The organism is Streptacidiphilus jeojiensis (assembly GCF_042510965.1).
GTDB classification, from domain to species: Bacteria; Actinomycetota; Actinomycetes; order Streptomycetales; family Streptomycetaceae; genus Streptacidiphilus; species Streptacidiphilus jeojiensis.
In genome coordinates this window covers 40,825-61,995 of sequence record NZ_JBEUKS010000013.1, presented here as the reverse complement: position 1 = coordinate 61,995, position 21,171 = coordinate 40,825, and the positions used below count along the sequence as shown (strand labels likewise).

The window sequence follows — 21,171 nt, the reverse complement described above, 5'->3', positions numbered from 1 at the left end:
CTCACCGGTGGGTCATCGACTAAGGTCGAGTCCTATGAAGATCGCACTCGTCGACTCCGGTCTGGGCCTGCTGAGCGCCGCCGCCGCGCTGCGCGCACTGCGTCCGGACGCGGACCTGGTGCTCTCCACCGACCCCGACGGCATGCCCTGGGGTCCGCGCACCCCGGCCGGCATCACCGAGCACGCACTGGCCTGTGCCCGGGCGGCGGCCGAGCAGCAGCCGGACGCGCTGATCGTCGCCTGCAACACGGCCTCGGTGCATGCGCTGGAGGCGATCAGAGCGGAGCTGGAACCGGACATCCCGGTCATCGGCACCGTCCCGGCGATCAAGCCCGCGGCGGCGGCCGGCGGCCCGGTGGCGATCTGGGCCACCCCGGCCACCACCGGAAGCGCCTACCAGCGCGGTCTGATCCGGGAGTTCGCCGCGGGCGTCGAGGTCGCCGAGATCCCCTGCCCCGGACTGGCCGACGCGGTGGAGCGGGCCGACGCCGACGCCGTGGCGCAGGCCGTAGCGGCGGCGGCGGCGCTGACCCCGGCCGACACCCGGTCCCTGGTCCTCGGCTGCACCCACTACGAGCTCCTGGAAACCGCGATCCGCGCGGCCGTCCCGGGCCCCACCTTCTTCGGCTCCGCCCCGGCCGTCGCCGGCCAGGCCCTCCGCCGCGCCGCCCCGGCAGCCGTCGCCACCGAGGGCAATGGCACCCTCCTGGTCCTCCGCACCGGCCGCAAGGAAGAACTCCCCCCAGAGGCCCTCACCTACCCCGAAGGCCGCGCCCTGTAAGAGCGCCGAAGGCGCCTTTGCCTTCAGGGGCGCGGGGCTCTGCTTGCTTAACTGCGTGCGCGCCCAACCCCGAACCGACCCGCACTCATGCACCCGGGCTAAACCGCAACCGCCCCCCGCAGCCTGCGCAACCCCGGCGTCCACCCAGCCAACACACTGTCAAAAATCCCCCGAGAAGTCCCGGCATCCACCCCGAGCCGACTGATCCTCAGCGGATCCGGCCGAACCGCCCCCACCGCCCGCAGATCGAACAGCTGATCGTCGCCCAGGAACGCACTGCGGTACCCGTACCCCCGCAGCAGCGCCTCCGCGCGCCCATCGGCGACCCCGTGCGGATGCGCGAACGCGCTCGGCTCCTCGCCGAGCAGCTCCGTCAGGATCCGGTGCCCGCCGACGACCTCCTCGCGGACGACGTAGTCGTCACAGCGGTCCAGCCGGGCGTGCCCCAGCGAGTGGTTGCCGATGGCGACCCCGCCGTCCCGCAGCGCCCGCAGGTCCTCCGCGGTGAGCTGCGCACGGCCGGGTGCGGTCCGACGGGCCGTCACCCGCAGCTCCTCCAGGCAGCTGCGCCGGTCCGGGTCCGGCAGCGCCGCCATCGCGGCCACCGCTCCGGCGGGCGAGCGGCCCGGCAGCCGGCGGCTGTACCCGCCCTCGGCGACCAGGAACCGTGCCTCGTCCCACCAGTACGGACGCTCGCTGTCGACCAGTCCGGCGACGACGAAGGCCAGGGCGGGGACCCGCCGCGCGGCCAGCAGCGGCAGTGCCGTGGTCGCCGCGCTGCGGTGCCCGTGTTCGAAGGTCAGCAGCACCGCGTGCGAAGGCAGCGGCGCGCCTCCGGTGAGGGCGTCCTGGACCTGGCTGAGCGCCACCGGGGTGGCGATCCGCAGCAGCCGGTCCAGCTGGGCCCGGAAGGCTCCCGGGTCGTCCAGGTCGCGGAAGGTCAGCACGGCGAGCCGCCGCGCCGAGCGCCCACGGGGCCGGTCCGCGCCCAGGCGGCCCTGACGCTCGTCCGGCCTGGGCAGGATGGTGAGGTTCGGCTCTCGCACGGACTTCCCTTCCGTCGCGCCGAGCTGCACCGGAGAGGGAGGGCCGGCGCGGCTATGTCACCCAACGTATGGAAGACCCACACCCCGGGGTGAAGGTTGTACGTCGGCACGGAACAAGTTTCCGATCGGTTCCGGACGACATCAGCAGCGGTTCCGACCGGGGACAATGGCCGCATGACCGCCGAAGCCCAGCCAGCTGATCCCATAGATCCCGGAGATCCCACAGACCCCGTCGATCCCCGTCCGATCGAACGCCAGGTGGACCTCGGCACCGCGCGGCTGCTTCCCGACCTCGACCGGCCCCGGGGCTGGCTGCTCACCATGGACGACGCGCCGCAGTCCTACGTCGACCTGGACAACCCGCTGCACCTGGAGTTCGAGTACGTCCAGCGGCTGGCCCACGCCGCCGACCTGGCGGCCCCGCCGGGACGGCCGCTGGACGTGCTGCACCTCGGCGGTGGAGCGCTCACCCTGCCCCGCTACCTGGCGGCCACCCGCCCCGGTTCGCACCAGCGGGTCGTCGAGCTGGACGCGGCGCTGATCGCCCTGGTGCGCGAGCAACTTCCGTGGACGCCGTCCCCCGGCGGCGCCGAGGTCAGGATCGAGGTCCATGCCGCCGACGCCCGCGCGGCCCTGGCTGCGAGCCCGGACGGCTCGGCGGACCTGCTGGTCGCCGACGTGTTCGGCGGCTCGCGCATCCCCGCGCAGCTCACCTCGGTGGAGTTCGTCCGGGAGGCGGCCCGGACGCTGCGCGCGGACGGTCTCTACGCCGCCAACCTGGCCGACGGCGCTCCGCTGGACTTCGCCCGCTCGCAGCTGGCGACCGTCACCGCGGTGTTCCCCGAGGTGTGCCTGGTGGCCGAGCCCTCGGTGCTGCGCGGACGCCGCTACGGCAATCTGGTGATCCTGGCCGGCCGGCAGCCGTTCCCGGTCGCGGACCTGGCCCGCCGCACCGCCGCGGACCCCTTCCCGGCCCGGGTGGTCCACGGCGACCGGCTCGACCTGCTCAGGGGGAAGGCGCGGCCGGTCACCGACGCGACCGCGGCCCCCTCCCCGGCGCCGCCGGACGGCGCCTTCAACCTGGGGTCCTGACCGGCTACTCGCCGACGAGGGCCAGCGCGAACCCGTCGTACCCCTTGCCGCCCACGGTCTGCAGCACGGTGCCGCGGAGCCGCGGCTCAGCGGCGATCAGTTCCACCGCCTCCTGGGAGCCCCTGATCGCCGGATCCGCGGAGCCGACGTCCGCCAGATGCCCCTCGCGCACCACGTTGTCGACCACGACCAGGGTGCCCGGGCGGCCCAGCTCCAGCGCCCAGCGGAGGTAGTTGCCGCTGTTGACCTTGTCGGCGTCGATGAAGACCAGGTCGAACGGCTCCGGCTGCTCCCGCTGCAGCAGCGGCAGGCTCTCCAGTGCCGGGCCGACCCGTACCTCGACCCGGTCGGCCAGTCCGGCCGCGGCGATGTTGGCCGTGGCCACCTCGGCGTGCCTGGGGTCGAACTCCAGCGTCACCAGGCGGCCGTCCGCCGGCAGGGCCCGGGCCAGGCAGATGGTGGAGTAGCCGCCGAGGGTGCCGATCTCCAGGATCCGCCGTGCCCCCACCAGCCGCGCCAGCAGATTGAGGAACTCGCCCTGCGAGGCCGACACCGCGATCTGCGGCAGCCCGGCGGCGTCGCTGGCCTTCAGCGCGGCGTCCAGCACCGGGTCGCCGAGCCCCAGGGTCCGGTCGATGTAGCTGTCCACGTGCTGCCAGGTCCGCTGGTCCGTCGCGTCCGCGCTCATCCTGCTGCCTTTCCGTCACACCGCCGCTGACATGCCGTTCGATCGCCAACCTACCCGGCGCGGAGGCCCCCTACCATGGACGCCATGCGCCTCATCGGAGAGATCGACCCCGCCCGCCCGCTGCTCGTCGTGGCCGTCGCCGAGGAGGCGGCGTACCTGGACGAGCGGTTGCCGGTGCTGCTCACCGGCATGGGAAAGGTCAACGCCGGCGTCGCCCTGGCGACCGTGCTGGGCCGCGGCCCGCTGCCGGCCGCGGTGGTCAACCTGGGGACGGCGGGCGCGCTGCGGCCGGGCCTGGAGGGGACCCATGAGATCGGCGAGGTGATCCAGCACGACCTCGACTCCGCGATGCTGCACACGCTCACCGGCGAGACCTACGGCCCCCCGCTGGCCCTGGACGGCGGCCGGGCGGCCCTTCCGGTGCTGGCCACCGGGGACCTCTTCGTGGCCGAGGAGGAGGCCAGGAAGCGGCTCGCCGAACGCGCCGACCTGGTCGACATGGAGGGCTACGCGGTGGCGAGCGCGGCGCTGGCGGCCGGTGTCCCGGTCCGGCTGGTCAAGCACGTCAGCGACGAGGCCGGCGAGGGCGCGGCGCGCACCTGGCGCGAGTCGGTGGACGGCTGCGCCAAGGCGCTGGGGCTCTGGGCCCGCGAGAACCTGCAGCCCTGACGACGGCTCAGGGCTCGGCCAGCGGCCGGGCCGAGGCCATGCCGACCAGCAGCCCCGCGCCCGCGGTGATGCCGGGGAAGCTGAGCACCGGGCTGATCGCGGCCTGCACCGCCAGCGCGGTCAGCGCTCCGGCGGCGGTCAGCACCGTCGGGGTGGAGCCCGGGGAGCGGCGAAGGGTCCACATCATCCAGCCGTAGGACGCGGTCAGCAGGCACAGCCCGGGAACCCCCTGTTCCGCCGCCACCTCCAGCGCCGCCGAGGAGGCGCCGCCGGGGGTGGAGAAGTCCTGTGCGGCGGGGCTCAGTTCGGTGAAGCGGCCGGGGCCGACACCGCGCAGCGGAGCCCGTCCGGCCTCCTGGACCGCGTCGTGCCAGAGCGCGGCCCGCTGCTGGGAGAGCGGCAGGCCGCCGTTCCTGGCCGTCAGGTCGGCACCCGAACGGGCCAGCAGCAGCGGCGCGGAGGCGGCCAGCACGGCGCACAGCCCGAGCAGCAGCAGCGCGGGCAACCGCCGTGCGGCGGTCCGGACCGCGATGGCGAGGATCAGGATGCCCAGGCAGGCCAGCACCGCCGCGGTGGAGCCGGTGGACACCGCCTCGGCCGTCAGCGCGCAGGCCAGCAGCGCGAACACGAACACCGGGCGGACCAGGCGCAGCGCGCGCCGTCGCGATCCGGCCGGCACCGTTCTGGAGGTCTGCGCCGCGCAGCAGGCCGCGCCGACGGCCAGGGCGATCAGCGCGCCGTTGGCGTCGGCGTCGTGCAGCGGGGGAGCGGCCGGGTCGCCGGAGAGCCCGCCGGGGGCGATCAGCGCCAGGACGCCCACCGCCAGCGCGATCACCGCGGGCGAGCCGACCGGCGCGACGGCTCCGGCGATGCGTCCGGCCGCGTAGCCGGCGGCGACGGCGAGCAGTCCCAGCAGGACTCCCTCGGGATGGGCGTCGCGTCCGCTGGAGGTGTAGAGCGACCAGCTGGCGCAGCCGGCCAGCAGCAGCGCGCCGATCACGTCCACGGCCGTGTCCGAGGCGGCTCCTGAGGGACCGTCGAGGTCGGGGGAGCCGATCGTCGATGTTCGCGCAGCCCCCATGCCGGCCCCCGTTTCCCGTCGGTCCACGGTAGACCGGAGCTGGCCGAATGACGCCCCTTCGCACAAATATTCGCTGGTCATGACAAGGGTGGGTGATGATCGGGCGGCCGGATAGGGTCGGGCCATGGCTATTCCAGAGTTCGTGCGCGAGCTGCGCAGCAAGGTCGGACAGCAGCCGCTGTGGATGTCCGGGGTCACCGCCGTGGTCCTGGACGGGCAGGGCAGGGTGCTGCTGGGCCGCCGTTCGGACACCGGCCGCTGGGCGCTGATCACCGGCATCATGGACCCGGGCGAGCAGCCCGCCGACGCGGTGGCGCGCGAGTGCCTGGAGGAGACCGGCGTGCACGCCGTGCCCGAGCGCCTGACCAGCGTGACGGTCTCGCCGCTGATCGTCCACGACAACGGCGACCAGGCGCAGTACCTGGAGCTGACCTTCCTCTGCCGCGCAGTGGGCGGCGAGGCCAGGGTGAATGACGACGAGTCACTGGAGGTCGGCTGGTTCGAGCCGGACGCCCTGCCGGAGGGGTTCGACGAGCGGGCGCGGAAGCGGCTGCGGATCGCCCTGAGCGGGGCGGCGGAGGCGTACTTCAGCTTCGACCCGACGGCGGCCGGTGACCCGACGGCGGCCGGTCAGAGCTTGCGCACCACGTAGCAGTCCTCGGCCGCCTCGATCACCGCGGACAGGTCGCCGCCCGCCGAGGCGGTGGCCACCGCGGCGACCGCGCCCTCCACGAACGGGGCGTCAGCGAGCCGCACCGGGAAGGGCAGTCCGTGCGCCTCCGCCGCCGCGAGCACCCCCCGGACGGTGCCGACGGATCCGTCCAGGTCGACGATCACGGCGACGCCCATGCCCTGGTCGACCTCCCTGGCCGCGGCCGCCACCAGGGCCGGGCCGGTGCCCAGGCCGTCCTCGGGCACGCTGCCGGCGGTGGCCACCGGCGCCGGGTCGCCGGTGCCCAGCAGGTCGGCCGCCATCGCCGCAACGGCCTCGGCCACCGCCCGGCTGTGGGACACCAGCACCACCCCGACCCGGTCCAGCCCGGCCAGCGGCAGCACCCGCAGCGGTCTCGGCACGGTCTCCAGCACGGCCGTGTCCTCCGGCTCGTCCTCCGGCCGCAGCGTCACTACCTGTGCCTCGCCACCCATGTCGCCGCTCCTCGGCTTGTGCTGATCCCGCCAGGCTAGGACGTCCGGGCCGCCGAACCGGTACGGCGCGCGGCGCTACGGCGGCCCGGGATGCGGGGGCGGCGACCATGCGGCCTTGATCGCCGCAGGGTTGAGCTGAAAGGGTCGGCCCATGCGCTACATCATCATCGGAGCGGGTGCGGTCGGCGGAGCCATCGGTGGACGGCTGTTCGAGGGCGGGCGCGAGGTCGTACTGGTCGCGCGGGGCGCGCACCACCGCGCCCTCGCCGAGAAGGGGCTGACCCTGCTGACCCCGGACGGCACCGCGGTGCTGCCGGTCCCGGCGGCCGACGGCCCCGACGGAGTCGACCTGCAGCCGGACGACGTGCTGCTGCTGGCCGTCAAGAGCCAGGACACCCGGGCCGCGCTGGACGCCTGGGCGGACCGCCCGGTGGCCGGCAGCGGGACGGCAGCGGAACTGCTGCCGCTGGTCTGCGCCCAGAACGCGGTCGAGAACGAGCGGGAGGCGCTGCGCCGCTTCCGCCGGGTCTACGGGATGTGCGTCTGGCTGCCGGCCACCCACCTGGAGCCCGGCGTGATCGGTGCCGAGGGCTCCCCGCTCACCGGCATCCTGCACATCGGCCGCTACCCGCACGGCGCCGACGACACGGCCCGCCGGATCGCCGCCGACCTGGAGGCCTGCAAGCTGCTGGCGCCGGTCTCCGAGGACGTGATGCGCTGGAAGTACGGAAAGCTGATCACCAATCTGTCCAACGCCCTGGAGGCGCTCACCGGACCGATCGAGAGCGCCCAGGCACTGGAACTGCACCAGGCCGCCATGGCCGAGGGCACCCGGGTGCTGGACGCCGCCGGGATCGGCTACGCCACCGACCAGGAGCGGGCCGAGGTGGCCGGCGACCGGATGCGCTACCGTCCGGTCCCCGGGGTGAACCGCGGCGGCGGCTCCTCCTGGCAGAGCCTGGCCCGGGGCACCGGCAGCATCGAGGCCGACTACCTCAACGGCGAGATCGTGCTGCTCGGACGGGTGCACGGACTGGCCACGCCGGTGAACGGGGTGCTGCAGCGGCTGGCCGACCGGGCCGCCCGCGCCGGGCGGGGCCCCGGCTCGACCACCCCGGCCGAGCTGGCCGCGCTGATCGCCAAGGAGAGCTGACGGGTCGTCAATCCAGGTCGGCGGCACGCCTTCCCTTCTTCTAGAACGTGTTCTAGCGTGGCGCCCGGCGGGCGCGACCGCCGCTTCCACGGCGCTGCCGCCGTGCCGACCCGAGCACCCGAGGGGATCGCCATGCACCTCGCCCACACCCCGGAGCAGCAGCGGCTGCGCACCGAACTGCGCGCTTACTTCGCCGAGTTGATGCCGCCGGAGGCGCACGGGAGGCTGAACGACCCGAAGGCGCAGAAGCGCTTCTACCGCGAGGTCAACCGCCGTCTGGGCGCGGACCGCTGGCTCGGTGTCGGCTGGCCGGTGGAGTACGGCGGGCGCGGGATGAGCCCGGTGGACCAGTTCGTCTTCTTCGACGAGGCGGCCCAGGCGGGCATCCCGCTGCCGATCATGGCGCTGAACACGGTCGGACCCTCGATCATGAAGTTCGGCACCGACGCGCAGAAGGAGTACTTCCTGCCGCGCATCCTGGCCGGCGAACTGGACATCGCCATCGGCTACTCCGAGCCGGACGCGGGCACCGACCTGGCCGCGCTGAAGACCCGGGCGGTGCGCGACGGCGACCACTACGTCGTCAACGGCCAGAAGATCTGGACCACCAACGGCGACACCGCCGACTGGGTCTGGCTGGCCGTCCGCACCGACCCGGACGCCCCGGCGCACCAGGGCATCAGCATCCTGCTGGTCGACACCACCGACCCCGGCTACTCCACCACCGTCATCCGCACCCTGGCCGGCCACGACACCACCGCCAGCTACTACCAGGACATCAGGGTCCCGGTCGGCAACCGGGTCGGCGCCGAGAACCAGGGCTGGCGGCTGATCACCAATCAGCTCAACCACGAGCGGGTCACCCTTGCGGCCCACGCCACCATGGCCAACCGCGCCCTGGCCGAGGTCCAGCAGTGGGCCATGGAGACCGAGCTCGACCAGGGCAAGCGGGTCATCGACCTCCCCTGGGTGCGCCAGCGGCTGGCCCGCACGCACACCCGCCTGGACGCCGTGAAGCTGCTCAACTGGCAGATGGTGGACGCCCTCCAGCGCAACGCACTGACCCCGCAGGACGCCTCGGCGGTCAAGGTCTACGGCAGCGAGGCCCGCCGCGACGCCTACTCCTGGCTGATGGAGGTGGTCGGCGCGGCCGGCCCGCTGAAGGAGGGCTCGGCCGGCTCGGTCCTCCAGGGCAACCTGGAGCGCGGCTACCGCAGCGCCGTCATCTTCACCTTCGGCGGCGGCAACAACGAGATCCAGCGCGAGATCATCTCCTGGATCGGCCTGGGCATGCCCCGCGTCCGCCGCTGAGCCGGCCCGCCGGTCAGGTCCGTTCGGTGGTCAGCGCGTGGGCGGTGCTGCCTGCGCCGGCGTCGGTGAGCCGGTGCTCCAGCCGCTGTCCCTCGATGTCCGGGTCGGGGACGTGGCGGGCGAACCACCGCGGGTGGTACCAGACCCTCGATCCGACGATCGCCATCACCGCGGGGACCAGGGTGAGCCGCACCACGAAGGCGTCCAGGAAGACGCCGACGGCGAAGCTGAAGCCGACCGCCTTGATGGTGGGGTCCTTGGTGGCCATGAAGGCGACGAAGATGGAGAACATGATCAGCGCCGCCGCGGTGACGACCCGTGCGGAGAGCGCCGTGCCGCGCTGGACCGCGCGGCGGGCGTCGCCGTGCCTGCTGAACTCCTCCTTGATCCGCGACACGACGAACACCTCGTAGTCGCTGGACAGTCCGAAGACGATCGCCAGCATGATGATCGGCAGGAAGCTGATCGTCTCGGACGGGGTGATGCCGAACAGCTGCCTGCCCCAGCCCCACTGGAACGTGGCGACCTGTGCGCCGAGCGCCGCGGCCATGGAGAGCAGGAAGCCGAGGATCGACTTGAGCGGCACCAGCACGGTGCGGAACGCGAAGGTCAGCAGGACGAAGGCCAGGCCCACCACCACGACCAGGAAGATCGGCAGGGCGCCGGAGAGTTTTGACGAGACGTCGATGTTGGAGGCGGTGGTGCCGCCGACCAGGATGTGCGTGCCGGTGCTGCCCTCGATGGCGGCCCGGTCGTCGCGCAGGGTGTGCACCAGGTGCGCGGTGGCCGCGTCGTTCGGGCCGGACCCGGGCACCAGCCGGATCAGCGAGGTGCGGTTCTGCGCCGCCAGCGGGGTCACCTGGGCGACGTCGGGCATCCTGGCGAGCGTGGCCGCGATCTGCTGGGTGTCCGCGGGGCTGTCGACGTCCTGGGCCACCACCAGCAGCGCGCCGTTGAAGCCGGCCCCGAAGCCCTCGGTGGTCAGGTCGTAGGCCTTGCGCTGGGTGCTGTCGGCCGCCTGCGAGGCGCCGCTGGGCAGGCCCAGCTGGATCTTGGCCGCGGGGAGCGCGAGGACTCCGAGCAGGGCGACCCCGCCGACGACCACCAGCACCCGGTGTCTGACCACGAAACGCGCCCAGCCGGCGCCGGCCGTGGTGTCCGGGTCGGCGGCGGCGCGGCGGGCCACCCGGGCGGCGCGGGCGCCGAACCGCGGGATCCGGGTGAATCTGGCGACCCTGGTCCCGGCGAAGCCCAGCACCGCGGGCAGCAGGGTCAGCGCGATCAGCAGCGCGATGGCCACCGACGCGGCGGCGGACAGGCCCATCGCGGTCAGGAACGGGATGCCGACCACGCTCAGCCCGCTCAGCGCGATGATCACGGTGAGGCCGGCGAAGACCACGGAACTGCCGGCGGTGCCCATGGCCAGCGGCACCGACTCCTCCGGTGTCATGCCGTTGAGCAGGTTGGCCCGGTGCCTGGAGAGGATGAACAGGCCGTAGTCGATACCGCAGGACAGGCCGAGCATCAGCGCCACCGTGGTCGACGCCGAGGCGATGGTGATGACCGAGGCGACGGCGGTGATGCCCATCAGGGTGGTGATGACGCCGATGATCGCGCCCAGGATGGGCATGCCCGCGGCCGCGAAGGATCCGAAGGTGATCATCAGGATGAAGAAGGCGATGACCAGGCCGACCAGTTCGGGCGTCTCGGAGACCTTCTGCTGCCAGCCGGGATAGACGCTGCCGTTGTACTCGACCTGGATGCCGTCGGCCTGCACCGGCCGCATCGCCGCCTTGACGGCGTCGAGGTTGGCGTCCTTGACGTCGGTGGCCTGCGCGGACCACTGCACCTGTCCGAGCGCCACCCTGCCGTCGGCCGAGACCAGGTGCCCCAGGTAGGGGTCGACGGCGTTGGAGACCTGCGGCACGGCCTTGAGCTTCGTCATCGCCGTCTCGACCGTGGCCTTCTCGGCCGGGTCGGTGAGCCTGCCGTCGGCGGTCGCGAACACGATGGTGCTCTGGCCGCCGCTGAACGCCGGCAGCTTGGCGGACAGCACATTGGAGGCGTTCTGCGCCTCGGTGCCCGGGATGGTGAAGGCGTCGTTGGTCTTTCCGCCGCTGGCCTGGGCGATCACGATCGCCGCGATCGCGGCCGCCAGCCACACCCCCAGCACCAGCCATCGGCGCCGGAAGGAGAAATGGGCGAGGCGGTGCAAATAGGTCGACATGGTCGGGTCTCCACTGCTCGGTGCGGGTCTCGCAGTCCGCCGCTGACGCTACGCCGCTCGCTTGACGACCGTCAAGCGAATGACTTGACGGCCGTCAGGTGATTGACTAGCCCAATGGCTAGCCGGGTTTCGGCGCTGTCTTGATAAGATGCGAGGTGGTCCGCAGACGACGAGGAGCACATCGATGGCGACGCCCATCAGGGGAATGTCCAACCGGGCGCTGCAGGCCGAGCGGACCCGGCAGCAGATCCTGGAGACCGCACAGCGGCTGTTCGCCGAGCACGGCTACGACGCCACCTCGATCCAGATGATCGCCGACGAGATGGGGCTGACGAAGGCCGCGGTCTACTACCACTTCCGGGCCAAGAGCGACATGCTGCTCGCGGTCATGAAGCCCGGGGTCCAGCGCATCGCCACCCTGCTGGACGAGGCGGACACGATGCGGGGGCGGCGCGCCCGGATCGAGCACGTGGTGACCGGTGTCGTCGACTTCCTGGTGCAGAACCGCCGCTACGCGGTGATGGCGTCCAGCGACCCGGCCGCCAAGCGGCACGACAAGGACGAGCAGACCACGCTGCTGGCCCGGCGCGCCCTCACCCTGATCTACGGCGAACAGCCCACCCCCGCCGAGCGGATCTCCTTCGCCGCGGCCTTCGCCATCGCCGAACACCTGCCGGACCTGGTCGACCTGACCGACGAACAGCTGCGCGAAGCCCTGCGCACCACCATGCTCCGCATCCTGCGCTAGGAAGGCCGTCCTCATGGATCTGCAACTCGCCGGGAAGCGCGCCGTGGTGACCGGCGCGAGCCGGGGCATCGGGTTCGCCGTGGCCCGGGCGCTGGCCGCCGAGGGTGCGGACGTGGTGCTGGCCGCCAGGGGCAAGGACGCGCTGGACCAAGCGGTCGAACGGCTCGCGTCGGCGGGCGGCGGCCGGGTGCTGCCGGTGGTCACCGACACCACCGACGACGCATCGGTACGGGAGCTGGTGCGCCGGACGCAGCAGGCGTTCGGCGGGGTGGACATCCTGGTCAACGCGGCGGCGACGCCGGCCAGTGCGGCGGGCGCCCCGCCGGCGCTGGCGGACCTGGAGGACGAGGGTCTGCGCCGGGAGGTGGAGACCAAGGTGCTGGGCTATCTGCGCTGCGCGCGGGCCGCGGCGCCGCTGATGGTGGCGCAGGGGTGGGGCCGCATCGTCAATGTCAGCGGGCTCAACGCGCGGCAGGCCGGGAACCTGGTCGGCTCGGTCCGCAATGTCGCGGTGGCGGCCATGACCAAGAACCTGGCCGACGAACTGGGCCCGCACGGCGTCAATGTGACGGTGGTTCACCCCGGTACGACGATCACCGAGGCCAGTCCGGCGAAGTTCGCCGCGATGGCCGCGGCGGCCGGCGTCGAGCAGGCGGAGATCGTCCGGCGCCTGGAGTCGTCGGTGAGCATCGGCCGCCTGGTCACCGCTGCCGAGGTGGCCGACACCGTCGCCTTCCTGTGCTCGCCGCTGAGCGTGGCGATCAACGGGGACGCCATCGCGGTGGGCGGCGGCACCAGGGGAGCCATCCACTACTGAACCCCGCAGCTCCTGCGACGGTTCGTCAGTCCGTCAGTCCGTCAGTCCGTCAGCCCCAGCTGGCCGGCGGCTCTGATGGCCAGCCAGACCTCGGCGAAGGCCTCGGTGGAGCCCAGGTCACGTCCGGTCAGGGCGCCGAAGCGGCGCAGCCGGTAGGCCAGTGTGTTGGGGTGGACGTGCAGGGCCTCGGCCGCGGCGTCGGTGCGCCGGTCGCGCTCCATCCAGGTGCGCACCGAGATCAGCAGTTGGCCCGCGTGCGCGGCGTCGTAGCGCAGCACCTCGCCCAGGACGTGCTCGACCAGGGCGTTCAGCACCGCCGGGTCGTCCGGCAGCCAGCGTCCGGTGGTGTCGTTGCCGTAGCGGACCAGCGGGCGGCCCGACTCGACGGCCTTGGACACCGCCCACAGTGCCTCCCGCTCGGCCACCCGCAGCGACTCCCCGGGCGGGAAGGGCCGGCTCATGCCCGCGGAGACGCCCGGGATCCCGGCCACCGCCGCCCCCAGCGCGGCGGAGCCCAGCAGATAGCGCTCCTCGCCCCGGTTGAGCAGCAGGTACGGCAGCTCGTCCAGGGCCCGCAGCAGGTCGTCCTCGCGGACCGAGTCGGCCGAACGGACCACCAGCAGGACGGTGTCCTCGCCGTCCAGCGACAGCCGCTGCAGCCGTCGTCGGGCCGAGGCCGGGTCCAGCACGTCCTGGAGCAGTTCGGCCAGTGTCTCGGCGCCCTCGCGGCGCAGCGTCTCCCGTTCCTGACGGACCATCGCCAGCTGCAGGGCGGCCACCGTGGCGATGTGCTGGACCACGGCGAGGCCGGCCGGGCGGGCCCCCTTGCGCTCGAAGGCGACCAGGAAGCCCGCCGTGCCGCCGGGTGCGAGCACCGGCAGCGCGAAGCCGCCCGGGATGGTCGGCGGGGCGTCCACCGAGTCGGGCAGCACCTCGGGGTCGGGCACCGGCACGCCGGGCAGCAGCGGACGGCCCTGCGGGGTGCAGAGGAACACCTGGTAGCCGGAGAGCTGCTCCAGCCGGCGGAACAGCTCGGCCGTCTCCAGGCGCTCGGTCGCCAGCCAGCGCAGCGCCCCGAACACCTGCAGCTGCGCCCCCAGCCGCTGCCCGGCGCCCTCCTGCACGGCGGCGGCGACCTCCTGCGCCACGGCGATGAAGGGGACCGCGAGCGGCACCTCCAGCACCGGGAAGCCGCGCTCCTCCGCCGCGTCGAGGAAGGCCCGGTGCAGCGGCGGTACGTGCAGCTGCGCGGAGAGCGCCAGCGCGGACACCCCGGCGTCGTCCAGGCGCTCCAGATAGGCCCGCTGACGTGCGGCGGGCCGCGGGACGGCCAGTCCGGTGGTCATGATCACCTCGGCCCCCAGCAGCCAGGGCGTGGGGTCCTCGATGTCGCTCACATGGGCCCAGGAGACCGACCGCCGCAGCCCGGCCGCGCCGGCCAGTACCCGCAGCTGCAGTGCGGGGAAGGAGAGCAGGTCCTCGACGGTCAGTTTGTGGTCAGCCACAAGGACGACCCTACTACTTCATGCCAGCGCCAATTGCTCGTCGCATTCCGGCCACCACACACTGAGGGCCACCCCGAACCGGAACGGAGGCCGGCCCCATGACCGACCACCCCCTCCACCCCCTTGGACCCGTCGACGCCTCGCGCGTCCCGCGCTTCGCCGGTCCCGCCACCTTCGCCCGGCTGCCGCGGCTCGACCAGGTCGACCACTGCGACGTCGCGGTGGTGGGGGTGCCGTTCGACAGCGGGGTCTCCTACCGGCCCGGCGCCCGTTTCGGCCCCAGCGCGGTCCGGGAGGGCAGCCGGCTGCTTCGTCCCTACCACCCGGGTCTGGACGTGTCGCCGTTCGCCAGCCAGCAGGTGGCCGACGCCGGCGACATCGCCTGCAACCCGTTCAGCATCGGCGAGGCCGTCGAGACCATCGAGCACGCCGCCGGGGAGCTGCAGGACGCCGGCTCCCGGCTGGTCACCATCGGCGGCGACCACACCATCGCGCTGCCGCTGCTGCGCAGCGCGGCCCGTCGGCACGGCCCGGTGGCGCTGCTGCACTTCGACGCGCACCTGGACACCTGGGACACCTACTTCGGCGCCGAGTACACCCACGGCACGCCGTTCCGCCGCGCGGTGGAGGAGGGGATCCTGGACACCGAGGCGCTCAGCCACGTCGGCACCCGGGGCCCGCTCTACGGCAAGCGCGACCTGGAGGACGACCGCCGCCTCGGCTTCGGCATCGTCACCTCGGCGGACGTGATGCGCCGTGGCGTGGACGAGACCGTGGACGCGCTGCGGCAGCGGATCGGCGACCGGCCGCTCTACGTCTCCGTCGACATCGACGTGCTGGACCCGGCCCACGCCCCGGGCACCGGCACCCCCGAGGCCGGCGGGATGACCAGCCGCGAGCTGCTGGAGATCCTGCGCGGCCTGGCCGGCACCAACCTGGTCGGCGCGGACGTGGTCGAGGTCGCCCCGGCCTACGACCACGCCGAGATCACCTCGGTGGCGGCGGCCCACGTCGCCTACGACCTGGTGAGCCTGATGGCCCTGGGCGGCAAGGCATGACCGCGGAGCCGCGGGCCGCCGCCGAGGTACAAGCCGTCGCCGAGGTGAAGGCCGCCGCCGAGGTTCAGGCCGCGGCCGACGCCCTGGTGGCCGCCTTCGCCGGGAACCGCCTCGACGACTACTTCGACTCCTTCACCCCCGGAGCCACCTTCCTCTTCCCCACCACGCCGCAGCGGCTGACCTCGGTCGCCGAGTACCGCGAACTGTGGCGCAGCTGGGTCGAGCAGGACGGCTTCCACGTACTGGCCTGCGCCTCCACCCGGCCGCTGGTCCAGGTCCTCGGCGACACGGCGGTTTTCAGCCACCACGTCGAGACCCTCATCGCCACCCACGCGGGCGAGGAACGCGTGCACGAGCGGGAGACCATCGTCTTCCACCTCCGGGCCGGCCGCTGGCTCGCCGTGCACGAGCACCTCTCCGCAGCGGCCTGAGGCCGTACGCAGCACATCCCCGTGTTGACCTACAGGAGGCGCCGACCATGGCGGAAGCAGCAACGAGCACACTGACCGAGCCGGGGAGCAGACCCGGCGCCGCACTCGGCGTCGAGGTCCGGTCCATCGACTGGGTCCCGGACGCCGAGCGGCACGGCCGGGTCTGGCACCAGGCCCCGCTCTGGTTCCTGGGCAACTTCCAGTACTTCACCATCGCCCTGGGCTTCATCGGCCCCTCGCTGGGGCTGCCGCTCGGGCAGACCATCCTGGCCGGGGTGCTCGGCGTCGCCGTGGGCACGCTGTTCATGGCCTTCCACGCCTCGCAGGGACCGGCCCTGGGGCTGCCGCAGATGATCCAGTCGCGGGCCCAGTTCGGCTACCGCGGCGTCGTCCTGGTGCTGGTCGGCACCCTCTTCACCTACCTGGGCTTCAACGTCGCCGACCAGGTGCTGCTCTCGCAGGGGCTGGACGGCGTCTTCGGCTGGAGCCCCGGCTGGGTGGCCGCGGCCACCGCGGTGCTGGCGATCCTGCTCGCGGTCTACGGCCACGACTGGGTGCACCTGGCCTTCCGCTGGCTGCTGTACCTCTCGCTGCCGCTGATGCTGCTGGTCACGGCGGGGGTGCTGACCGGGCACGCCGGCGGCCACGCGCCCAGCGCCCACCTGGCCTTCACCTGGGCCGCCTTCTTCGCCCAGTTCTCCGCGGCGGCCGCCTACAACATCACCTACGCGCCCTACGTCTCGGACTACTCCCGCTACCTGCCGCGGACCACCTCCGCCCGCTCGCTGATCCTGTCCGTCTTCTTCGGCGCCTCGGGCTCCGCGGTCTGGCTGATCGCGCTGGGCGCCTGGCTGGCCATCAGGCTCGGGGCCAGCGACGGGCTGGTCGGGCTCCGCGAGGCCGGGGACCACTTCATCCCGGGACTGGGCGCGGCCGCCGCGGTGCTCTCCGCGCTGAGCCTGATCGCCACCATGGGGATGAACGCCTACGGCGGCATGCTGACCGTGCTGACCGGGATCGACTCCTTCCGTCCGATCAAGCCGACCCGCAAGGCCCGGGTGGTCACCATCCTCGGCCTGGCCGCGGCCTGGTACCTGGTCGGCACGCTCATCTCGGCGAACGCGGTGTCCACGGTCTTCACCGCGCTGACCCTGATGCTCTATCTGCTGGTGCCGTGGACGGCGACCAACCTGGTGGACTTCTTCGTGGTCCGCCGCGGCCACTACGCCATCGCCGACCTGTTCAACCCGGCCGGCATCTACGGCGCCTGGGCCTGGCGCGGGCTGACCGCCTACGCGATCGGCTTCGCCGCCGAGATCCCCTTCATGGTCCTCCCCGACCTCGGCGGCTGGCACTACACCGGACCGGTCGCCGAGCACCTGGCCGGGACCGACATCGCCTGGGTGGTCGGACTCGCCGTGTCCGCCCTGGCCTACCTGGTGCTGGCCCGCTCGCTGGACCGGGACGGGGAGAGCGCGGCGATGGTGCTGAGCGAGGAGGAACTCGCCAACAGCTGAGGCCCGGCGCCGAACCTGCCGTCGTACCCGTGCACCGCCCGACCGCGGCGGGGGTCCCGTCCCGGACCCCCGCCGCGGTTCTGTCATCCCCTGGGTCCATACTGCCTGCGGAGTTAGGGTGTGGACTGCGTGGACTGATGGACGTCGAGGGCGGGAGCGCGGTGAAGGAAGGAACCCTGATCCAGGGCCGCTACCGCCTCATCGGCCTGCTCGGGCGCGGAGGGATGGGTGAGGTCTGGCGCGGCGAGGACGAGGCGCTGGGCCGCAACGTCGCGATCAAGTGCCTGCGCGCCGAGGAACCGCACCGCAATCCGCGCCAGGCCGAGCTGCTGCAGGAGCGCTTCCGCAGGGAGGCGCGGCTCGCCGCCGGGCTGCAGCACCCCGGGATCACCGTGGTGCACGACTTCGGGCAGGACGAGGGCGTGCCCTACCTGGTGATGGAGCTGCTGGACGGCAGCGACCTGGGCGCGGTGCTGGACGAGGCGCCGGGGCGGCAGCTGCCGATCGACGAGGTGGTGTCGATCGCCCGGCAGATCTCCGCGGCCCTCGCCTACACCCACGCCCGCGACGTGATCCACCGCGACCTCAAGCCCGGCAACCTGGTCCGCTGCGCCGACGGCACCGTGAAGATCTGCGACTTCGGCATCGCCCGGCTGGGCTCCGGACAGGCCGGGCTGACCGCCAGGCTCGGCGGCGGAGCCTTCCCGGTCGGCACGCCGTACTACATGTCGCCCGAGCAGATCGAGGGATCCGATGTCGACCACCGCAGCGACCTCTACTCCTTCGGCTGCGTGCTCTACGAACTGCTGGTCGGCGCACCGCCGTTCGCGGTCGGCGATCCGCTGGTGATCCTGCTCGACCACCGCGACACCCCGCCCAGGCCGCCGCGCGAGCTGCGTCACGAGATCCCGGAGAGCCTGCAGGCGGTGGTCCTGGACCTGCTCGCCAAGGATCCGGAGCAGCGGCCCGCGGACGCGGACGAGGTGCTGCGCCGGCTGGCCCCCTCGCTGGCCCGGCGGCCGGTGATGCCCTGGTGGGCGGAGGAGATGGGGCCCATCCCGGTCTCGCTGGCCCGGGTGGTCCGCGAGCACCCCGCCGTGGTGGAGCTGACCCGGCGCTGGGACGATCCGCGGAGCTCCCGGATTAACTGACAGAGCGTCAGATAATCTCTTCCAGTCTGCGAACCGCTGCGCCATGCTGCCCCCATGAGGACGGAACTCAGCGAACGGCTCGGAATCGAGCACGCCATCTTCGGCTTCACGCCCTTCCCCGCGGTCGCGGCGGCCATCACCAGGGCCGGGGGCCTCGGCGTCCTCGGCGCGGTCCGCTACGGCGAGGCGGAGGAACTGGCCAAGGACCTCGACTGGATGGACGCCCACGTCGGCGGACTGCCGTACGGCGTGGACGTGGTCATGCCGGCGAAGAAGGTCGAGAACGTCACCGTCGCCGACGTCGAGGCGATGATCCCCGAGGGGCACCGCGCCTTCGTCCGGGAGACCCTGGCCCGCTACGGCGTCCCCGAGCTCGCGGAGGGGGAGCGGGCCGGCTGGCGGATCACCGGCTGGATGGAGGAGGTCGCCCGCTCCCACGTCGACGTGGCCCTGGAGCACCCGATCAAGCTGCTCGCCAGCGCGCTCGGCCATCCTCCGGAGGACGTCATCGCCCAGGCCCATGCGGCGGGCGTGCTGGTCGCGGCACTCGCCGGCAGCGCCCGGCACGCCCGGCACCACGCCGAGGCGGGGATCGACATCGTCGTCGCCCAGGGACACGAGGCCGGCGGGCACACCGGTGAGATCGGCACCATGGTGCTGGTCCCGGAGATCGCCGCGGCCGTCGCCCCGCTGCCGGTGCTCGCCGCCGGCGGCATCGGCACCGGCGCGCAGGCGGCCGCCGGGCTCGCCCTGGGCGCGCAGGGAGTCTGGCTCGGCTCGGTCTGGCTCACCGTCGCCGAGTCCGAGCTGCGCTCGCCGGTGCTGCGGGCCAAGCTGCTGGCGGCCGGCTCCGGCGACACCGTCCGCTCCCGCTCGCTGACCGGCAAGCCGGCCCGCCAGCTGCGCACCGAGTGGACCGAGGCCTGGGACAGTCCGGACAGTCCGGGGACGCTGCCGATGCCGCTGCAGGGACTGCTGGTCGCCGATGCGCTCAGCCGGATCCAGGGATACGAGACGCCGGAGCTCATCGGCACGCCGGTGGGCCAGATCGTGGGCCAGATGACCGAGGAGCGGCCGGTGGCGGCAGTGATGGACGAACTCACCCGCGGCTTCGAGCAGGCCGTGGCCAGGCTGGACCGCATCGCGGGGAACACCGCGGGGAACGCGCCGAGCGGGGAGGCGGGAGCATGAGCACTCCCACATCGTCCCCCGTGGGCTTCTGGGCCCAGGCCGCCGCCGACCCGGACCGGGTGGTGATGGTCGCCCCCGACGGCGAGGACTGGACCGCGGGACGGCTGCTCGCCGCCGCCAACCGGCTGGTCCACGGACTGCGCGAGGCCGGCCTCGGCGCCGGCGACGCCTTCGCGGTGGTGCTGCCCAACGGCATCGAGCTGTTCACCGCCCACCTCGCCGCCACCCAGGCCGGCTTCTATCTGGTCCCGGTCAACCACCACCTGGTCGGCCCGGAGATCGCCTGGATCGTCTCGGACAGCGGCGCCAAGGTGTTGATCGCCCACGAGCGCTTCGCCGAGGCCGCCACGGCCGCCGCCGACGAGGCCGGGCTGCCCAAGGAGCGCCGCTACGCGGTGGGCGAGCTGCCCGGCTTCCGCCCGTACCCGGACCTGCTGGAGGGGCAGTCGGCGGACGAGCCGGAGGACCGGACCGCGGGCTGGGTGATGAACTACACCTCGGGCACGACCGGACGCCCGCGCGGCATCCGCCGCCCGCTGCCGGGACGCCCGCCGGAGCAGACCGCGCTCGGCGGCTTCCTCGGCATCTTCGGCATCCGTCCGGGCGGCGGGAACGTGCACCTGGTCTGCTCGCCGCTCTACCACACGGCCGTGCTCCAGTTCGCCGCCGCGTCGCTGCACATCGGCCACACGGTGGTGCTGATGGACCGTTGGACGCCCGAGGAGATGCTGCGGCTGATCGACCGTCACCGGGTCACCCACACCCATATGGTGCCCACCCAGTTCCACCGGCTGCTGGCCCTGCCCGCGGAGACCCGGGCCCGCTACGACGTCTCCTCCATGCGCCACGCCATACACGGCGCGGCCCCCTGCCCGGACCACGTCAAGCGGGCCATGATCGAGTGGTGGGGCGAGAGCGTCGAGGAGTACTACGCCGCCAGCGAGGGCGGCGGCACCTTCGCCACCGCCCGGGACTGGCTGGAACGGCCCGGGACGGTCGGCAAGCCCTGGCCGATCAGCGAGGTCGTGGTCCTGGACGACGACGGCAAGCCGGTGCCGGCGGGGGAGCTGGGCACCGTCTACATGAAGATGAGCACCGGCGGCTTCAGCTACCACAAGGACGAGGGCAAGACCCGGAAGAACCGGGTCGGCGACTTCTTCACCGTCGGGGACCTGGGACTGCTGGACGCCGACGGCTACCTCTATCTGCGCGACCGCAAGATCGACATGATCATCTCGGGCGGGGTCAACATCTACCCCGCCGAGATCGAGTCGGCCCTGCTCGCCCACCCGGCCGTCGCGGACGCCGCCGCCTTCGGCATCCCCCACGACGACTGGGGCGAGGAGGTCAAGGCCGTCATCGAACCCGCCCACGGCTTCACGGCCGGCCCCGACCTGGCCGCGGACATCCTCGCCCACTGCGAACGCCAACTCGCCGCCTACAAGCGGCCCAAGTCGGTGGACTTCGTGGTGGAGCTGCCCCGCGACCCCAACGGCAAGCTCTACAAGCGCCGGCTGCGGGACCCGTACTGGGAGGGGAGGACCCGGCAGGTGTGAGCG

Annotated in this window: 21 protein-coding genes; 14 read left to right on the top strand and 7 right to left on the bottom strand. The window is 73.1% G+C overall.

Features of this window, described 5'->3' with window-relative positions; all coding sequences use genetic code 11:
- Positions 1 to 34: 34 nt before the first annotated feature.
- Positions 35 to 781, top strand: coding sequence for a glutamate racemase (locus tag ABUW04_RS30560; protein WP_380567705.1), 747 nt, complete (start codon positions 35 to 37; stop codon positions 779 to 781).
- Between the two features lie 98 nt (positions 782 to 879).
- Here ABUW04_RS30560 and ABUW04_RS30555 read toward each other — a convergent pair whose 3' ends face one another.
- Positions 880 to 1,827: a polysaccharide deacetylase family protein gene (locus ABUW04_RS30555; protein ID WP_380567703.1), complete on the bottom strand. Its 948-nt coding sequence runs from the start codon at positions 1,825 to 1,827 to the stop codon at positions 880 to 882.
- Between the two features lie 174 nt (positions 1,828 to 2,001).
- Between ABUW04_RS30555 and ABUW04_RS30550 the strand changes: the two genes are divergently transcribed.
- Positions 2,002 to 2,919 (top strand): spermidine synthase, encoded by a 918-nt coding sequence (locus ABUW04_RS30550; protein WP_380567702.1) that lies wholly within the window; start codon positions 2,002 to 2,004, stop codon positions 2,917 to 2,919.
- 4 nt (positions 2,920 to 2,923) lie between these two features.
- On the opposite strand, the gene ABUW04_RS30545 is transcribed toward ABUW04_RS30550, so the two are convergent.
- A complete protein-coding gene (locus tag ABUW04_RS30545; RefSeq protein ID WP_030256177.1) occupies positions 2,924 to 3,607 on the bottom strand; it encodes an O-methyltransferase in 684 nt (227 codons plus the stop codon).
- Between the two features lie 84 nt (positions 3,608 to 3,691).
- Here ABUW04_RS30545 and ABUW04_RS30540 point away from each other — a divergent pair, with 84 nt between their 5' ends.
- Positions 3,692 to 4,276 (top strand): nucleosidase, encoded by a 585-nt coding sequence (locus ABUW04_RS30540; RefSeq protein WP_380567701.1) that lies wholly within the window; start codon positions 3,692 to 3,694, stop codon positions 4,274 to 4,276.
- Positions 4,277 to 4,283: 7 nt separating this feature from the next.
- Here the strand turns inward: ABUW04_RS30540 and ABUW04_RS30535 are convergent, their stop codons facing one another.
- Positions 4,284 to 5,357 carry an O-antigen ligase family protein gene (locus ABUW04_RS30535; protein WP_084714522.1) on the bottom strand — a complete coding sequence of 358 codons (1,074 nt, stop codon included), beginning with the start codon at positions 5,355 to 5,357 and terminating at the stop codon, positions 4,284 to 4,286.
- Positions 5,358 to 5,481: 124 nt separating this feature from the next.
- On the opposite strand from ABUW04_RS30535, the gene ABUW04_RS30530 reads away from it, so the two are divergent.
- Entirely contained in the window at positions 5,482 to 6,009 is a 528-nt protein-coding gene (locus ABUW04_RS30530) for an NUDIX hydrolase (RefSeq protein WP_380567699.1), read from the top strand.
- On the opposite strand, the gene ABUW04_RS30525 is transcribed toward ABUW04_RS30530, so the two are convergent.
- Entirely contained in the window at positions 5,988 to 6,503 is a 516-nt protein-coding gene (locus ABUW04_RS30525; protein ID WP_380567697.1) for a PTS sugar transporter subunit IIA domain-containing protein, read from the bottom strand. The two genes, ABUW04_RS30530 and ABUW04_RS30525, sit on opposite strands and share 22 nt — an antisense overlap.
- 151 nt (positions 6,504 to 6,654) lie before the next feature.
- Between ABUW04_RS30525 and ABUW04_RS30520 the strand changes: the two genes are divergently transcribed.
- Together ABUW04_RS30520 and ABUW04_RS30515 are read left to right on the top strand one after the other, a co-directional pair.
- Positions 6,655 to 7,656 (top strand): ketopantoate reductase family protein, encoded by a 1,002-nt coding sequence (locus ABUW04_RS30520; protein WP_380567696.1) that lies wholly within the window; start codon positions 6,655 to 6,657, stop codon positions 7,654 to 7,656.
- A gap of 132 nt (positions 7,657 to 7,788) precedes the next feature.
- Positions 7,789 to 8,967, top strand: a complete 1,179-nt coding sequence (locus ABUW04_RS30515; protein ID WP_380567891.1) for an acyl-CoA dehydrogenase family protein — start codon at positions 7,789 to 7,791, stop codon at positions 8,965 to 8,967.
- A gap of 13 nt (positions 8,968 to 8,980) precedes the next feature.
- On the opposite strand, the gene ABUW04_RS30510 is transcribed toward ABUW04_RS30515, so the two are convergent.
- Positions 8,981 to 11,194 carry an MMPL family transporter gene (locus ABUW04_RS30510; RefSeq protein WP_380567693.1) on the bottom strand — a complete coding sequence of 738 codons (2,214 nt, stop codon included), beginning with the start codon at positions 11,192 to 11,194 and terminating at the stop codon, positions 8,981 to 8,983.
- 48 nt (positions 11,195 to 11,242) lie between these two features.
- Positions 11,243 to 11,407, bottom strand: a complete 165-nt coding sequence (locus ABUW04_RS30505; protein WP_380567691.1) for a hypothetical protein — start codon at positions 11,405 to 11,407, stop codon at positions 11,243 to 11,245.
- On the opposite strand from ABUW04_RS30505, the gene ABUW04_RS30500 reads away from it, so the two are divergent.
- Both ABUW04_RS30500 and ABUW04_RS30495 read left to right on the top strand, forming a co-directional pair.
- Entirely contained in the window at positions 11,379 to 11,942 is a 564-nt protein-coding gene (locus ABUW04_RS30500; RefSeq protein ID WP_380567689.1) for a TetR/AcrR family transcriptional regulator, read from the top strand. The two genes, ABUW04_RS30505 and ABUW04_RS30500, sit on opposite strands and share 29 nt — an antisense overlap.
- A 13-nt stretch (positions 11,943 to 11,955) precedes the next feature.
- On the top strand, positions 11,956 to 12,759 hold the full coding sequence (locus tag ABUW04_RS30495) for an SDR family NAD(P)-dependent oxidoreductase (protein WP_380567687.1): 804 nt from the start codon (positions 11,956 to 11,958) through the stop codon (positions 12,757 to 12,759).
- Between the two features lie 41 nt (positions 12,760 to 12,800).
- Here the strand turns inward: ABUW04_RS30495 and ABUW04_RS30490 are convergent, their stop codons facing one another.
- Positions 12,801 to 14,264 (bottom strand): PucR family transcriptional regulator, encoded by a 1,464-nt coding sequence (locus tag ABUW04_RS30490; RefSeq protein ID WP_030256192.1) that lies wholly within the window; start codon positions 14,262 to 14,264, stop codon positions 12,801 to 12,803.
- A 98-nt stretch (positions 14,265 to 14,362) separates the two neighbouring features.
- On the opposite strand from ABUW04_RS30490, the gene speB reads away from it, so the two are divergent.
- The 6 genes from speB to ABUW04_RS30460 all read left to right on the top strand — a co-directional run bounded on the left by speB (position 14,363) and on the right by ABUW04_RS30460 (position 21,168).
- A complete protein-coding gene (speB, locus tag ABUW04_RS30485) occupies positions 14,363 to 15,322 on the top strand; it encodes an agmatinase (RefSeq protein WP_030256193.1) in 960 nt (319 codons plus the stop codon).
- Entirely contained in the window at positions 15,319 to 15,753 is a 435-nt protein-coding gene (locus ABUW04_RS30480; protein WP_380567685.1) for a nuclear transport factor 2 family protein, read from the top strand. Before speB ends, ABUW04_RS30480 begins: the two co-directional genes overlap by 4 nt.
- A 47-nt stretch (positions 15,754 to 15,800) precedes the next feature.
- The gene (locus ABUW04_RS30475) at positions 15,801 to 17,270 is read left to right on the top strand and encodes a purine-cytosine permease family protein (protein WP_380567684.1); all 1,470 of its coding nucleotides are present in this window, start codon (positions 15,801 to 15,803) and stop codon (positions 17,268 to 17,270) included.
- Between the two features lie 137 nt (positions 17,271 to 17,407).
- Positions 17,408 to 18,421, top strand: coding sequence for a serine/threonine-protein kinase (locus ABUW04_RS30470; protein WP_063757535.1), 1,014 nt, complete (start codon positions 17,408 to 17,410; stop codon positions 18,419 to 18,421).
- Positions 18,422 to 18,475: 54 nt separating this feature from the next.
- Positions 18,476 to 19,612, top strand: a complete 1,137-nt coding sequence (locus tag ABUW04_RS30465) for a nitronate monooxygenase (protein WP_380567683.1) — start codon at positions 18,476 to 18,478, stop codon at positions 19,610 to 19,612.
- Positions 19,609 to 21,168, top strand: a complete 1,560-nt coding sequence (locus ABUW04_RS30460; protein WP_380567682.1) for an acyl-CoA synthetase — start codon at positions 19,609 to 19,611, stop codon at positions 21,166 to 21,168. The genes ABUW04_RS30465 and ABUW04_RS30460 overlap by 4 nt, the downstream gene beginning before the upstream one ends.
- Positions 21,169 to 21,171: the final 3 nt, after the last annotated feature.